This window comes from uncultured Rhodoblastus sp., assembly GCF_903903185.1.
Lineage (GTDB): Bacteria > Pseudomonadota > Alphaproteobacteria > Rhizobiales > Beijerinckiaceae > Rhodoblastus.
The window spans coordinates 1-15,128 of the sequence record NZ_CAIUXT010000045.1 but is presented as its reverse complement, the minus strand read 5'-3'; the positions used below and the strand labels follow the sequence as shown (position 1 = coordinate 15,128).

The 15,128-nt window shown below is 64.3% G+C and carries 11 protein-coding genes and 2 pseudogenes; 7 read left to right on the top strand and 6 right to left on the bottom strand.

Annotation, left to right across the window (positions count from 1 at the left end):
- The 6 genes and pseudogenes from QZY01_RS03885 to QZY01_RS03860 all read right to left on the bottom strand — a co-directional run.
- Positions 1–1,576 (bottom strand): TIR domain-containing protein (locus tag QZY01_RS03885; RefSeq protein WP_294533590.1); only part of this gene is annotated, 1,576 nt, incomplete at its 3' end.
- 315 nt (positions 1,577–1,891) lie between these two features.
- Positions 1,892–2,125 (bottom strand): annotated as a pseudogene (locus QZY01_RS03880) (DNA translocase FtsK); the annotation flags it as partial.
- A 567-nt stretch (positions 2,126–2,692) separates the two neighbouring features.
- Positions 2,693–3,346 carry an RdgB/HAM1 family non-canonical purine NTP pyrophosphatase gene (gene rdgB, locus QZY01_RS03875; protein WP_294533588.1) on the bottom strand — a complete coding sequence of 218 codons (654 nt, stop codon included), beginning with the start codon at positions 3,344–3,346 and terminating at the stop codon, positions 2,693–2,695.
- Positions 3,343–4,059, bottom strand: coding sequence for a ribonuclease PH (gene rph, locus QZY01_RS03870; RefSeq protein ID WP_294533586.1), 717 nt, complete (start codon positions 4,057–4,059; stop codon positions 3,343–3,345). Before rph ends, rdgB begins: the two co-directional genes overlap by 4 nt.
- A 70-nt stretch (positions 4,060–4,129) precedes the next feature.
- Positions 4,130–5,554 (bottom strand): hypothetical protein, encoded by a 1,425-nt coding sequence (locus tag QZY01_RS03865; RefSeq protein WP_294533583.1) that lies wholly within the window; start codon positions 5,552–5,554, stop codon positions 4,130–4,132.
- A gap of 193 nt (positions 5,555–5,747) precedes the next feature.
- Positions 5,748–6,806 carry a hypothetical protein gene (locus QZY01_RS03860; protein WP_294533581.1) on the bottom strand — a complete coding sequence of 353 codons (1,059 nt, stop codon included), beginning with the start codon at positions 6,804–6,806 and terminating at the stop codon, positions 5,748–5,750.
- A 250-nt stretch (positions 6,807–7,056) separates the two neighbouring features.
- On the opposite strand from QZY01_RS03860, the gene lepA reads away from it, so the two are divergent.
- From lepA to QZY01_RS03825, 7 genes and pseudogenes are all read left to right on the top strand, one after another.
- A complete protein-coding gene (gene lepA / locus QZY01_RS03855; protein WP_294533594.1) occupies positions 7,057–8,862 on the top strand; it encodes a translation elongation factor 4 in 1,806 nt (601 codons plus the stop codon).
- A gap of 359 nt (positions 8,863–9,221) precedes the next feature.
- Positions 9,222–11,840 carry a hypothetical protein gene (locus QZY01_RS03850; protein ID WP_294533579.1) on the top strand — a complete coding sequence of 873 codons (2,619 nt, stop codon included), beginning with the start codon at positions 9,222–9,224 and terminating at the stop codon, positions 11,838–11,840.
- Positions 11,834–12,409 carry a hypothetical protein gene (locus QZY01_RS03845; RefSeq protein ID WP_294533576.1) on the top strand — a complete coding sequence of 192 codons (576 nt, stop codon included), beginning with the start codon at positions 11,834–11,836 and terminating at the stop codon, positions 12,407–12,409. Before QZY01_RS03850 ends, QZY01_RS03845 begins: the two co-directional genes overlap by 7 nt.
- Before the next feature lie 313 nt (positions 12,410–12,722).
- Positions 12,723–13,304, top strand: coding sequence for a superoxide dismutase (locus QZY01_RS03840; protein WP_294533592.1), 582 nt, complete (start codon positions 12,723–12,725; stop codon positions 13,302–13,304).
- A gap of 131 nt (positions 13,305–13,435) precedes the next feature.
- Positions 13,436–14,263, top strand: a complete 828-nt coding sequence (locus QZY01_RS03835) for a metallophosphoesterase family protein (RefSeq protein WP_294533574.1) — start codon at positions 13,436–13,438, stop codon at positions 14,261–14,263.
- A gap of 26 nt (positions 14,264–14,289) precedes the next feature.
- On the top strand, positions 14,290–14,490 hold the full coding sequence (locus QZY01_RS03830; protein ID WP_294533571.1) for a hypothetical protein: 201 nt from the start codon (positions 14,290–14,292) through the stop codon (positions 14,488–14,490).
- Positions 14,487–15,128, top strand: a pseudogene (locus QZY01_RS03825) (enoyl-CoA hydratase); the annotation flags it as partial. The gene QZY01_RS03830 and the pseudogene QZY01_RS03825, both read left to right, overlap by 4 nt.

Here is a 15,128-nt window from a genome sequence, read left to right as displayed (position 1 = left end):
TGCGGCCCGCGCGAAGACAGAGGGCAGCGACAAGTTTCTCTTCCTGGACAAGAAACAGCTTGATCTTGCCATCGCGGCCGCCGCTGGCCAGCCGCCCGTCCGCCAGCACCACCAGAGAAAGGACCCTGCCGCCGTGGGAAAGAACCACGGGTTCGCCCACGCCGTCCTTGGGCCAGAGCTTGATCGTGCCGTCTAAGCCGCCGCTGGCCAGCCGCCCGTCCGCCAGCACCGCCAGGGACCGGATCGGTCCGCCGTGGGAAAGAACCACAGGTTCGCCCACGCCGTCCTTGGGCCAGAGCTTGATCTTGCCGTCGGCGGCGCCGCTGGCCAGCCGCCCGTCCGCCAGCACCGCCAGCGATGAAACCGCGTCGCCGTGGGAAAGAACCACGGGTTCGCCCGCGCCGGCCTTGGGCCAGAGCTTGATCTTGCCGTTTACGTCGTCGCCGCCGCTGGCCAGCCGCCCGTCCGCCAGCGCCGCCAGAGACGATACCGGGCCACCGTGCGAGAGTACCCGCAGGGGAAGCCGGCCCAAGGCGTTATCGGCTACCTCGAGCGCGAATGCCTCGACAGGCCGATTGCCTTGGTGCGCCAGCGCGATGCCCTCCAGGGCCAAGGCGCCGGCGAGCCCGATGTCTTCTGGCGAGTTCGCCTCTGCATCCGCTTTGCGCGCCTGCATGGCAAGGAGTTGCAGGTGCGTGGCGGTCGCGAGCCCCTCGGCTCGGACCGTCGATTTCCTCGCTTCGAGAGCGAACCATCCGACCGCGATAGCCAAGACTATGGCGGCCACCAGCCCGGCAAGCGTCCGCCGCACGACGCGCTTCGCCTGCTCCGCCTCGCGCTTCTGCGCCTCGACCTCGCGCTTCTGCGCCTCCTCCCTTTCGGCGAGCGCTGCAGTCTTCGCCGAAAGGGCGTCCGCCATTTCCTGCAGCCGCTGCGCCTCGGCGCTTTGCCGGCGGAGCGCCTCCGCCTCGCTCGCCTTGATGAAATCGAGCTGCAGCGCGGTCAGCTCGGGCGCGCCTTTGGGCCGTCGCGCCTCCCAGGCCTTTGCCAATTCAATATCGGCGCCGGACAGCAGCCGGTTCGCCGGCCTGCCGCCCGCGTCCCACTCGGTCGCGCGTTGCAGATAGCGGGTATGCTCTCGAAGCCAGTCGAGATCGGTGTTGAGCGCCGATACGAGCCCAACCATCCCCGAGCCGAATCCGGAGCGGGGGAATCTCGGCTCGTCGTAGAAATAGATGTAGTTGAGGGCGGCAAGTTGCGGCGGCGGGTTCGCGCCCTCGAGCGAACGACAGAGCACCGGAAGGATGCGCTTGCCGAGCCGGACGGCTTCGGCGACCTCCCAGGCGCAAGTGTCGGAGCGTGCCGATGACGGGGAGAGCACGAATACAATGGTGTCGGCGTCGCGGATCAGCGCGCCGAGGCGGCTCTTCCAGTCCTCGCCGGCCGAGATGCCGTGACGGTCAAGGGTCGTGCCGAAGCCCGTGACCCCAAGAGCGGCGTCAAGCTGGTCCGCAAAGGCGAGATCGTCGCGGCTGTAGGAAATAAAGACGTTGGTCTTGCGGGTTTCGTCAGCCATGGCCCAGCCTATGCGCAGGGCAGCATAGCGGACCCGCGCCGGTAAGCAACGGTCCCGTGACGGGCGTTGAGCCGAAGCAAAAAATTGCTACGACTTTTTTACCAAATCCCCGAATCAAAACCTGACAAAAAGTCGATTTGTCCAGTATTTCCGCAATACCCCGTCCGCTCGCCAAAATGCCGCCGAGGGGCGCTCCCGTTCCGGAATTGCGGGGACAGGAAACGAATTGCGCCCCTGTCTCCCGCGAACCGTTTTCAACTGCCATGATGGCGCAATTCGAATCCAGTCCCCGAATTCCTGCGTTTCGGCCTGTCCTCACTCGTCCGGATCGAACGCGCCGCGATCCATGCCGCCGTCGACCCGTATCGCGCGTTTGCCGGCGTGGTTGGCGGGGCCGACGACGCCTTCCTTCTCCATCCGCTCGACCAGCGACGCCGCCTTGTTGTAGCCGACCGACAGCCGGCGCTGGACGTAAGACGTCGAGCATTTCTTGTCGCGCGGCGCCACCGCCGCCGCGCGGTCGTAGAGGTCGGTCGATTCGTCGCTGTCCGCCGCATAGCCCGAGGCCTTGGCGTCCTCGTTTCGTGCCGGCCCGGCGAGGCGGCAACGGACGCTCACAGGACCATGACGAGACGCTCGCCGATCCGATCAGGAAGCTCTCAAATGAGCCGAGAGGGGTCGTTGTCGGCGTTGTCGCTGGCGATTCCCAATTTCTCTCCACAGACGCCCGTCTCGGTTGGCCGACCCGCCGCGCCTATCGCGGAGTGGAAAATCGCGCTCAGGTTGCATCGAAAAACCAGCGCGGCGGAAGTGCAAAAAAGGTGAAAATATCGCCCGATTTATGAATAATTTGCGCGAAACCCTGTTCATTTCCGCTCGTTTTCGTTCGGTTTTGGCCCGTTTTCGACGCTGCAACCGTGCGGTTGCAGCTTTCGGCGGCGCGACGAGGCAATTTCCCGCCTCTCGCCCGGACCGAAGGCGGACGCCAAAAAATCATTTTATTTCAATGAGATAGATGCAGAAGCGCCGCGCCGCTGCCTGCGCGTGTTTCACGTGAAACAAAACAAGAACGTCGTCGCGGCGCCAAAGGCGTTTTCACCGCGCCATTTTCACTTTTCACCTGCCGGAATTCGCGACCGGCGACGAATCGCCTTCCAGCAGATTCTTCGCCAGCAACTGGAACGCCCGCGCGCGATGCGACAAGGCCTGCGCGCCGTCGGCGGGGATGCCGTGTTTTTCCTCCGCGCTCATTTCGCCAAAAGTGCGGTCATGGCCGTCCGGCGTGAAACAGGGATCGTAGCCGAACCCCGCCGTTCCGCGTGGCGGAAAGGTCAGGTCGCCGAAAACCTTGCCTTCGACGGAAAATTCCTCGCCATCCGGCCATACCAGAGCCAGCGCCGAGACGAAATGCGCGCGGCGCGAGGGCGAGCCGGATTTTTCGACTTCGCTTTCCATCCGCGCCATGGCGGCGTAAAAATCCTTGGCCTCTCCGGCCCAGCGGGCCGAATAAATGCCCGGGGCGCCGTCGAGCGCATCGACGCAAACGCCCGAATCGTCGGCCAGAGCCGGCAAGCCGGAAGCCATGGCCGCCGCCCGCGCCTTGATCAGCGCATTGGCGACGAAATCGGCGCCGGTCTCTTCCGGCTCGTCCAGTCCGAGGTCGCCGGACGAGACCGCCTCGATCCCGTAAGGAGTGAGCAATTCCCGCATCTCGCGCAATTTGCCGGCATTATGGGTGGCGATGACCAGCTTGCCGTGCAGCCGCCTCATTCGGCGACCGCCTGCTTCTGCAGGCCGACCAGCAGGCCGACGCCGCCGCGCGCCAGCGTCAAAAGCGCGGTCAGCTCGGCTTCGGAAAACACCGCGCCTTCGGCGGTGGCCTGCACCTCGACCAACCCGCCGGCGCCGGTGATGACGAAATTGGCGTCGGTCTGCGCCGCCGAATCCTCGGCGTAATCGAGATCGAGCACCGGGACTTCCTTGTAAATGCCGCAGGATACCGCCGCGACGTGATCGGTGAGCGGCATCTCCTTGATCATCGAGCGCCCGCGCATCCATTTGAGGCAATCGTGCAGCGCCACCCAGGCGCCGGTGATCGCCGCCGTGCGCGTGCCGCCATCGGCCTGCAACACGTCGCAGTCGAGCGTGATCTGGCGTTCGCCGAGCGCCTGCAAATTGGTCACGGCGCGCAAGGATCGCCCGATCAGCCGCTGGATTTCCTGGGTGCGGCCCGAAGGCTTGCCCGACGTGGACTCGCGACGGGTTCGGGTGTGGGTGGCGCGCGGCAGCATCGAATATTCGGCGGTGACCCAGCCGCGCCCCTGCCCGCGCAGCCACATCGGCGGCTTGTCTTCCAGCGAGGCGGTGCAGAGCACATGGGTCTCGCCGAATTTGACGAGGCAAGAGCCTTCGGCGTAACGGGCGACATTGCGCTGGAGCGAGACGGGACGCAGGGCGTCGGGCGCGCGGTTCGAGGGACGCATGAGAACTCCTTGATCGTTCCCGCGCTTGTAGGAATATTTCGGCCAAAAGGAAATGCGTCTTGGGATGGGCTCAGGCGGCTTGCGGCGCCGGCGCCGCGACGGCGGGCCGGGTTTGCGGCGGCGACAGCAGCTGCGCCGCCCAGAACATCAGCGCCAGATTGCGCGTCAAAGCCAGGAGGCCGAAGATCGGCGGCAGGTCGGCAGCGAAAAACGTATAGAAAAACGGATATTCGAGCTGGGTCAGGAAAAGTCCGGCGAGCAGGCTGGCTTTTGCCGCGCGCGTCGATTGCAGGCTGGCGATGGCCGCGACCGGCGTCAGCCAGACCAGATATTGCGGCGAAAACACTTTTCCGAGCGCCGAAAAGGCGACGACGACGACGCAAACGGCTTTGGCCAGGGCGACGAATCGGTCGAACTCGCCGCGACTTTGGCGCAGCGTCCGCCACAGCCAGCAACAGACCGCCAGAATCGCCAGCAGGGGCGCGGTTTCCGCGAGCGGGCGCAGCAAGGGCTCATATGCGGAAACGAGATTATCCGAGCCGAACGTATAGACCGAGCCGGAGACCAACGACGGTTTGGCTGCGGCAAGCAGGATCAGCGCGGCGGACCATGTGCTTTCGATCTGCAGGGGCCGCGCGCCATGATAGGCGAAAGCGTCCCGCCAATGGTCGCCGGCGAGCGCGAGAAAAGCCAGCCCGGCAACGAGACAGACGGCGCCGGCGGCTTTGAGGCTGGCGAAAAGCTCCCGCCATCGACCAGTCCTCGCGTAAAAAATGGCGCCGAGCGGCGCGAACAGGATCGGCGCCCCCTTGGCTACGACGCCGAACGCCAGCGCGGCCCCCGCGCCGGCGGGACGGCCCGCCGCCAGCGCCCAAAAAGTCAGGCCAAGCGAGGCGGAAACGCAGGCGTCAAAACGTCGCGCCGCGATAAAGCCGAGCGCCGCCGTCGTCGCCAGGGCGAAGGCAAGCGTCCGCGCGCCCTGCCCCGGCGCGAGCCGCTCCGTCGCCTGCACCGCGCAAAACACCGAAAGCGTCAGCAAAAGCTCCATCTCAAGGCCAAACAGCCGGTGATAGAGGTCGAAGTCGCGGGTCAGCAAGGCCGGCAGCAGCGCGAAAATCGCCATGCCCGGCGGATATTCCATCGAAAAGTCGCGCCAGGGCAGAAGCGGGCGCGGCGGCGCGACGGTTGGAAAGGCGCCGGGATCCTGCGCGCCGTCCGGCGCGAGCGTCCACTCCTCCATCCCGCGCACATAATAGGTCGCATAGGGCCGCCCCAGCATGGCGTTGGCATAAGAGAAATAGCGCGCGGCATCGCCGTCGTTGCGAACCAGAACGCTGAAAAATTGCAGCGGATCGAGCCGTCGCGCGAGCGTGTCGGCGGAAATGCCGGGCGGGTCGCCGGGCGCGCGGTAGCTCTGCAGCGACGGGCCGTAAACATTGAACAGGCCGAAAACCAGAACGACCCACGTCGACCAGAGAGATCTTCGATCGATCATGGAATGCCTCCGACGGACGCAGTTCTGAGCAAAAACCGGACGGGAAGGGGGTCGCCGCATCCCGGCGACGGCTTCGTCGCTCCTGTCAACCGGGAAAGCCTATCGGACGCGGGTTAACATCGCGTCGCCGCCCGATCCAGCTGCAAAGGGATAAGGATTTTCTTGTCCCGAGCGCGGCTGCCAATTCCCGCGATCAGCTTTGACGGATCAGCCAACGCGGCAAGCGCAGGATCGACCGCTTGCGCAATGCCACGTAGCGGGCCCAAAGCTGATCTTCGCGCGCGGCGGATTTGCCCAGTTCGACGAGCGCCGTATCGCGATCGCCGCGAAGCTGATCCGCGGCTTTCCTCAACTCTCCCAATTCGCCCCTCGCCACTTCCAAATCGCGCCGGCAATCCGCCAACGCATCCGAAAGCTCGCCACGCGCTCGTTGCTCTTCGGTCAACCGAATTTCCGTCTCGCGCCGCTCGTGTTCGTGAACGCGCGCCGTTTCGACGATCTCCTGTTCCATATTCCGAAGTCGAAAAATCGCGGGGCTGATAGAAGCAACCGCATCGCGCATGCCCTTGAACCGCTCCCGCCCCGTGGTGATCGGCCAGCGATGGAACCACGATTCATGATTATCGATGGCAATGCGATCTGGAGCCAACCCGGCCTGGCGGAAGGCCATGTTCGCCGACAATTGATCCCGCCGCGAATAACGGAAAACATGAGAGGCCCAGATTTCGAGACCTTTCCTTACGCCGGCATCATGGTGGTCGCGCAGCAAGATCGCCGACCAAAAAGGTCTCTCATTCATTAACTCTGGGTCGAAAAGCGCATAATGATTCAATTGCTCGAAAACCCGTCCGGGATCGTCGAATCCAAGTTTGATAACCCCGATAAACTCGTCTATTAAACTTTCCCTGAAACTATGATCGGGTAATGCGAATTTTGAATCGACGAGATAGGTTTCGAATAAAATCTCTGGGAGCACCTTCAACACAACCGAATTATCGATATAGAGAGACTGGTCAAACTCAGGCAAATGGACGTGGGGCCGAATTTTCAAGTCGCGCTGGCTTCGGATCGGATCCATCGCGAAAGTCGGATCGACTTGCCTGACATCCCATGAACCACTGGTCAGATTCGGGTCGTCCGTCAGACAGATAAACGAAAGATCGGAACCGCTCGCCACCTCCTGCTCGTTGAGTTGTTCATAGTCGCCAATCAACACCGTATAGACGCAGCGTGAAGGCCCATTTCGATCCATGCCGCAAGTCCCCGCGTCTCAGGCTCAAACCTTGCACCTCGACGATTCTCTCTCAGCAAACATAGGCTAGATCGCCAGACCCTCCAAGTGACGGGCCGAAAGACCAGCGACACCGCCTGCAAACGCATCCCGACGTTTTTGGCGCAACGGGATGAATCGGCCGAAACGTCGAGGGGTCCAAATGGCGGAAAATAACGTCAACCGCGCCAGCGCTCTTTCTTTCGCGCAACCACCCTGCTATCCGACGCGGATGAGCGCGCATAAATTCGACAATATCCGCAACTTTTCCATCGTCGCCCATATCGACCATGGCAAATCGACTCTCGCCGACCGGCTGATCCAGCAAACCGGGACCGTGGCCGAGCGCGACATGGTCGAACAAGTGCTGGATTCGATGGACATCGAGCGCGAACGCGGCATCACCATCAAGGCGCAGACCGTGCGCCTCGAATACAAGGCGCAGGACGGCAAGACCTATATCCTTAACCTGATGGACACCCCCGGCCACGTCGATTTCGCCTATGAAGTCTCGCGGTCGCTGGCCGCCTGCGAAGGCTCTCTGCTGGTGGTCGATGCGAGCCAGGGCGTCGAGGCGCAGACGCTGGCCAATGTCTATCATGCGCTCGACGCCGGCCATGAAATCGTACCGGTGCTCAACAAGATCGACCTGCCCGCCGCCGAACCGGACCGGATCAAGGCGCAGATCGAGGAAGTGATCGGCCTCGATGCGTCCGAAGCCGTGCCGATTTCCGCCAAGACCGGGCTGAACATCGATCTGGTGCTCGAAGCCATCGTCAAGAAACTCCCTGCCCCGACCGGCGACGAAACCGCGCCGCTGAAGGCGCTGCTGGTCGATAGCTGGTACGATCCCTATCTCGGCGTGGTCGTGCTGGTGCGCATTTTCGACGGCGTGCTCAAGAAGGGCCAGAAAATCCGCATGATGGGCGCCGACGCCCATTACGAGGTCGATCGCATCGGCGTGTTCCGCCCGAAAATGCAGGAAGGGCCGGAACTCGGACCCGGCGAGATCGGCTATATCACCGCCCAGATCAAGCAGGTCGCCGACACCCGCGTCGGCGACACCATCACCGACGACAAAAGGCCCTGCGCCGCACAATTGCCCGGCTTCAAGCCGGCGCAGCCCGTGGTGTTCTGCGGCCTGTTCCCGGTCGACGCCGCCGACTTCGAGGATCTTCGCGCGGCGATGGGGAAACTTCGGCTCAACGACGCCAGCTTCTCCTATGAAATGGAATCCTCCGCCGCGCTCGGCTTCGGCTTCCGTTGCGGCTTTCTCGGCCTGCTGCATCTCGAAATCATCCAGGAGCGGCTGGAGCGCGAATTCAACCTCGACCTGATCGCCACCGCGCCCTCGGTCATCTACAAGATCGGCCTGAACTCCGGCGAGACGCTCGAACTGCACAATCCCGCCGACATGCCGGACCCCGTCCGGATCGCGGAGATTCAGGAGCCCTGGATCAAGGCCACCATTCTGACTCCCGACGATTATCTCGGCGCGGTGCTGAAACTCTGCCAGGACCGGCGCGGCATCCAGGTCGATCTCAATTATGTCGGCAAACGCGCCATGGTGGTTTACGAACTGCCGCTCAATGAAGTGGTGTTCGATTTTTACGACCGGCTCAAGTCGATATCCAAGGGCTATGCCTCGTTCGATTATCAAATCACCGATTACCGCGCCGGCGATCTGGTGAAAATGTCGATTCTGGTCAATGCCGAACCGGTCGATGCGCTGTCGATGCTGGTGCATCGCACCCGCGCCGAAATGCGCGGACGCGCCATGGTCGAAAAACTGCGCGAATTGATTCCGCAGCACATGTTCCAGATTCCGATCCAGGCGGCCATAGGCGCCAAAATCATCGCCCGCGAGACCATCCGCGCGCTGCGCAAGGACGTGACCGCCAAATGCTATGGCGGCGACGTCAGCCGCAAGCGCAAGCTTCTGGACAAGCAGAAGGAAGGCAAGAAGCGCATGCGGCAGTTCGGCAAGGTCGATATTCCGCAGGAAGCCTTTATCGCCGCGCTCAAAATGGACAGCTGAGTTTTTCGGCAAGGCCGTTTGATTCGCTTCTCCCAACCGGAAGGCTGCCGTTGGGAGAAGCGGGCGAAAGCGCCCAAACTTAAGTAAAATGAGACCGTTAATCGGTAAAATGTGTTGCTGATGCGCCACGCGTGAGACAATTCGTCCTCCGAAGCAGCCACCGGATTTCTCCCCCGCGCGGCGCGTTTGCGCGGCCAATCCGTTTTATTCCAGCATTTCCTGATGTTAGGCGGCGCCGCGCGCGCCAAAACCCGGAACCACCTCCACTTGTCGTTTCGATGAATTTGCATAACCTGTCCGTCCTGATCGCACATTTTGAAAGTGGGCGACGACTTTTTTCGATGTTTCGAGGCGACGCCATGTCCCAGACTTCCTCCCATTCCCTGCAAGTCTGGAATTCATATGGCTTGCGCAAAGCGCTGCTTGGCGCAGCCGCCGCGGCCGCCATCGCCTGTGTCATGACTCCCGGCGCGGCCTGGGCCGTCATCTGCGGCAACGCCACGGCCGGCGGCGCCGCCTCCGGAAACGATCATGGCGGCGGCAACGCGACCGCCTGCGGCAATGCCGCCGACGCGAACGGAGCCTTCGCCACGGCCTATGGCTCGCTGACAACCGCCACCGGCGCGGCCGCCACGGCGGTCGGCGGCGGCATTGCGACTGGCGGGTTCGCCACAGCGGTCGGCAATAAGAGTATCGCGAATGGCTCCCAGGCGACCGCATTCGGCAATCAAGCCAGCGCCACTGGCGCCGACGCCACGGCGACCGGCAATTCCAGTATCGCCAATGGCGCAACCGCCTCGGCTTATGGCGCCAATTCGAACGCCGCATTGGACGGCGCCACGGCGCTCGGCGCCGCCAGCCAGGCCGGCGGCGCCGCGAGCGTGGCCGTCGGCGGCGTGGCGTCCGGCACGACGGGCGCCGCCACCAACGCCGGAGGGACGAGCAGCGTCGCCATCGGCGGCGTGGCCGGCCTTGGCGCCGGCGCCAATGCGAGCGCGGCGAGCGCCATCGCCATCGGCGGCGGCTCCGTCGGCGCTGGCGCGTTTAATGGCGACGGCGCCGCGGCGACGGCCGAGGCCGCGATCGCCATCGGCGGCGGTTCCGTGAGCGGCAACCATGGCGCGACCGCCGCGGGAGCGAGTTCCGTGGCCATCGGCGGCGGCAACGCCTTGTATTTCGGCGCCAATGCCCATGGCGACCTTTCCGTCGCGCTGGGGACGAATTCCGGCGCCATCAACAAGGGCGACATCGCGATCGGCAGCGCCACCGCGACCGGCAATGGCGGCGTGGACAGCGCGATAGCCATTGGCGCCAACGCCTCCGCGACGGGCGCCGGCGCCGTGGTGGTCGGTTCGGGCAATGGCTCGATTGCGAATGGCAATGGCGCGGTGGCGATCGGCTCGACGCAAAAGGCCACCGGCAATGGCGCGGTCGCGGTGGGCGATCCCAATACCGTCAACGGAACCGGCGCGGTCGGCATTGGCGCCAACAATGTCGCCGCCGGCGATACCTTGGGCGCAACCGCCGCGCAGGGCGCTGTGGCGCTCGGCAACGCCAACACCGCCATCGGTCAGGGCTCGGTCGCGCTTGGCAACAGCAGCACCGTTTCCGCCGCCGGCGGCCTGGCTTTCGGCGACACCGCGACGGCGACCCTGTCCAATGACGTGGCGATCGGCTCGCAATCGGCCGCGAACGGCGGCAGTGCGTTCGCCGGCGGCGCCTACTCCAGTGCGACGGGCTTCGCCGCCATTGCGGTCGGCAATGGCGCGAAAGCCGTGCAAAATTTCGACGTCGCCATTGGCGCGACCGCAACGGCCAATGGCAATAACGCCTTCGCCGAAGGCCAGTCCAGCCAGGCCACGGCCTTCGGCGCAATCGCCATGGGCGTCAGCTCCACGGCGGCGGGAGGAGAGGCCATCGCTATCGGCTCCGGCGCGACGGCAGCCGCCCTGGCCTCGACCGCGGTCGGCTTTGGATCGACGGCGGCCCAGAGCTTTGGCACGGCCATCGGCGCGAACAGCGCCGCCAGCAACGCCTATGACACCGCAATCGGCGGCGCGACCGCCACGGGCGGCGGCACATCCGCGACCGCCGCTTTCGCGGGCGGCAAAGGCAGTTCCGCGACCGGCGCGGGCGCGGTGGCGATCGGCGCGCAGCAGCAGGCCACGGGCGCCGGCGCCGTCGCTATCGGCGATCCCAATGTCGTGACCGGCACGGGCGCGGTCGGCATTGGCGCCAACAACATCGCCAATGGCAATGGCGCGCTGGCGCTCGGCAACGGCAATAGCGCCACGGGACTGGGTTCCGTGGCGCTGGGCAACGCCAGCACGGTTGGCGCCGCAGGCGGCGTCGCGATCGGCAATGGCGCTTCGGCGGTTCAGGCGAACGATATCGCCCTGGGTTCCGGGGCCACGGCTTCGGGCGGCAATGCGACCGCGCTTGGCCAGGGCGCTTCGGCGACCAATGCCGGGTCAACCGCGATCGGCGCGGGCGCCAAGACCACGGCAGCGAACCAGATCGTCATCGGCGCGAGCGGCGCCAGCATCGTCGCGCCCGGCATCGTCTCGGCCTCCACCGCCGCCCAGGTCGGCGCGACGAATTTCGTCACGTCGGATTCCAAGGGCACTCTGGGCGTCTCCTCCTATGGCCCGGGCACAATCGCGGCGCTGAGTTCCTCGCTGAACAATATCGCCAGCGTCCAGGCGGTCCAGCAGCAGCAGATTTACAGCCTGCAAAAGGCGGTCAACCGCGCCTATTCCGGCGCCGCGATCGCCATGGCCTCGATCCCCGGCTATCTGCCGGAATCCAAAAACTTCGGCGTTTCCGCGCATTACGGCGAATTCAACGGCCAGAGCGCGTTCGGCGCCTCGGCGATGATCCGCGTCTCCAACCAGATCGTGCTGGACGGCGGCGTCGGGTTCGGCATTGGAAGCTCCGGCGGGGTCGGGGCCCGCGCTGGAGGAACCTTCGCGTGGTGAGGTCGCGGTTGCGGAAAAATCTGCTTTTCTGCTTGTTCGCGGCCCATGTGGCCGCGAACTTCGCCTTCGGCGCGCAGGCGCAAACGCCTGCCTCGCCCGCCCCGCAAGCGGCGCAGATCGATCGCAACGGCCTGCTGATTCTGGTCAAATCGATCCTGATCGCGCTCGATCAGGCCAACAAGACCGGCAATTACACGGTTTTGCGCGATCTTGCGGCGCCGGCCTTTGCCTCCGCCAATAATGCCGCCCGGCTCGCCGAAATTTTCGCCAATTTGCGGCGTGACCGGATCGACCTGTCCGGCGTGCTGGTGCTGGAGCCGCAATTGACCGCCATGCCCGAAATCAACGCCAATGGCATGATGCATATGGCGGGGTTTTTCCCTTCCGCGCCGACGCAGATCAATTTCGAATTTCTGTTCGCGCCGGTGGAAGGCCAATGGCGGCTGTTCGGCCTTGCCGCCAATCTCGGCTCCTCGGTCCCGGTCGCGCCGGCGCCGCCCGCCAAGCCTGCGGCGCCCGCCGCCGACGCGAAAAAGTCCGACAAGAAACCGGCTGCCGAAAAGCACTGACGCGCCGCACGCTTATTCGCCTCGATCGGGCCGGCGCTTCGCCAAAAGAGCCCTTCCAGTCATTGCCCATAGCGCCGCGCGGCTTGTTTTGTTAGCCTTCTTCGGGCGACAAAATTGAGCCAGGATTCGCCGTCGAGGACATATCGCCATCGAGGCCGCCTCGCCATTTTCGGAGTTACGCATGACCGATGCCATTTCTCTCGCAGGATATGATCTTGCCCCCTCCCGCCGCCATTTCCTGACCTTTGTCGCCGGAGCGGTCGCTGCGCCTTATGTCTTCCTTCGCCCGGCCGAGGCGGCGAGTCCCTTCGTCATGGAGCCCCTGCCTTATGGCGAGAGCGATCTCGCTCCCACGGTTTCGGCCAATACGCTCGGTTTTCATTACGGCAAGCATTACAAAACCTATATCGACAATATCAACAAGCTGGTCGCGGGAAGCGAATTCGCCGATGCGCCGCTCGAAAAAATCATCGTCGAGACCGCCGGCAAGGCGGACAAGACCGCCCTGTTCAATAACGCGGGACAGGCCTGGAACCATGCCTTTTACTGGAAAAGCCTGAAGCCGAGGGGCGGAGGCGCGCCGCCCGCCGCGCTGGCGCAGAAGATCGACGCCGATTTCGGCTCGCTCGACGCGCTCAAGAAGGAATTGGCAACCGCCGCGACGAGCCAGTTCGGCTCGGGCTGGGCTTGGCTGGCGCTCGACGGTGGCAAGCTAAAGGTCGTGAAGACCGCCAACGCCGACACGCCGCTCGCCAGCGGCAAGAAGCCGCTGTTGACCATCGACGTATGGGAACACGCCTATTACCTCGATTACCAGAACCGCCGCGCCGATTACGTCGCCGCCGTCATCGACAAATTGCTCGACTGGGAATTCGCCAACGCCAATCTCGGCTGAGGCGGCGCGCGGCGAGCCACATCCTGACCGGCGACTTCTGGGGAAAAGTTCCCGGAAGCCCATATTCGCCGAAGTCATCGAATTGTAATCTCGATAATCTATTCTGGCGGGCTTGATGGAGATTCGAGAAATTGCGATTCGCGCCGGGCTTTTTCGAGGCCGTTGCCGGATGGATGCGCACCGATGAAAGCGAGGCGACTCTTTCAGACCGGCGCAACTTAAAGCCGGTCGCCGCCTCTCAATCCGGGCAGATCGCCGCCGTTCATTACGGGGTTGGCGACATCCACGGCATGCGCCGGTTGCTCGACGACCTGATCGTGCGGATCGAGGCCGACGCCGGCGAATGTCCTGCGGTAGTGGTTTTCCTCGGCGATCTGGTCAATCGCGGCCCGGCGAGCCGGCAGGTGCTGGAGCGTCTGATCGAAGGGCCGCAGCGTCGTGGCGACACATGGGTCTCCCTTCGCGGTAATCACGACCAACTGATGCTCGACGCCGTGGCCGGCAAGAGTGAGGCGGCGTTTCGCCGCTGGATGCAGAAGGGCGGGCTTGAAACTCTCGCCTCCTATGGCTTAAGCCGCAAGGAAGCCAGCGTCTCTCGCGCCCGTCGCGCCATTCCGTCCCACCATCTCGCTTTTCTCGACGGCCTGCCCTTCTCTTACCGCGCGGGCGATCATTTGTTCGTCCATGCGGGCGTCGACCCGAGGCGCCCGCTCGACCGCCAAAGCGAGGAGACGATGATGAACATCCGCGAGCCCTTTTTGCGCGGCGCCCATCTCCTGCCTTTCACCGTCGTGCATGGCCATGTGCCCTCAATCGGCGGACCGGTGGTCGCGCCGCGCCGGATCGGCGTCGATACCGGGGCCTATGCCAGCGGCGTTCTGACCGCCGTCGCCTTGCGCGCGGGCCGCACGCCCCGCTTTCTCGCAACGGCCGGCGAGCCCGCGCCCGCCGGGGGGTGACGCCGGGCGAACGCGCCGGCGACGTCATGCCGCGCCTGATTTTTCGCACCGCCTTTTCGCCGCAGGCCGGGCTTCTTGCCATTGTCATCATGCCGGGCTTAACTCATGCGGAAAACCGCCGCGGCCCGGATCCCTCCTCCCGGCGCGTTCCGCACGGGAAAGGGGGCTGCGGCGTTTCGATGGACGACATCCCGTGTCTCAAAGTCACCCAAGGGGCAAGATCATGAGCGCGACAAAATCGATTTCCGGCGCCATTCCCGACAAGGCGATTTCCAGCAAAACGATTTCCCACAAGACGATTTACAACAAGACCTGGGCGCAATTGCAGGTCGGCGACACGGCTTTCCTGGAGCGCGTCTGTTCGGATCGCGACCTGTTCCTGTTCGCCCATGTTTCCGGCAACACCAATCCGCTGATGCTGCCCGCCGAGGAGGGCGCGCCCGTCTCCGAACTGCCCGTGGCCCCCTCGATGTGGCTCGGTTCGCTGATCTCCGCCGTGCTCGGCAATGTCCTGCCCGGACCCGGCACGCTCTATCGCTCCCAGACCTTCGAATTCGCCGGGCGCGCGCATGTCGGCGACCGTCTGCGCATCGCCGTCACCTGCCTCGAGAAGCGCGAGGCGCCCATAGCCGTGTTCGAAACCGTCGTTGCCATTGCCGGAGGCGCCGTCGTCTGCAAGGGTGTGGCGGTGGTCGATGCGCCGAGCGTAAATGTCGAGACTCCAGCGCGCGAATTGCCGGCGCTGATCCTCGACGAGAAAGACCATTTCGCCCATCTGATCGCGCTGGCGGCGCAATTGCCGCGTCTCAAAGTCGTCGTGGTCTGCCCGGAGGACCATAATTCGCTCGGCGGCGCGCTGCTTTCG

Coding starts and splice junctions, on each gene's coding strand:
- QZY01_RS03830 (WP_294533571.1), top strand. CDS start 14,290: ATGCCGCGCCTGATTTTTCGCACCGCCTTTTCGCCGCAGGCCGGGCTT.
- QZY01_RS03860 (WP_294533581.1), bottom strand. CDS start 6,806: ATGGATCGAAATGGGCCTTCACGCTGCGTCTATACGGTGTTGATTGGC.
- QZY01_RS03840 (WP_294533592.1), top strand. CDS start 12,723: ATGGAGCCCCTGCCTTATGGCGAGAGCGATCTCGCTCCCACGGTTTCG.
- QZY01_RS03865 (WP_294533583.1), bottom strand. CDS start 5,554: ATGATCGATCGAAGATCTCTCTGGTCGACGTGGGTCGTTCTGGTTTTC.
- lepA (WP_294533594.1), top strand. CDS start 7,057: ATGAGCGCGCATAAATTCGACAATATCCGCAACTTTTCCATCGTCGCC.
- QZY01_RS03850 (WP_294533579.1), top strand. CDS start 9,222: ATGTCCCAGACTTCCTCCCATTCCCTGCAAGTCTGGAATTCATATGGC.
- rdgB (WP_294533588.1), bottom strand. CDS start 3,346: ATGAGGCGGCTGCACGGCAAGCTGGTCATCGCCACCCATAATGCCGGC.
- rph (WP_294533586.1), bottom strand. CDS start 4,059: ATGCGTCCCTCGAACCGCGCGCCCGACGCCCTGCGTCCCGTCTCGCTC.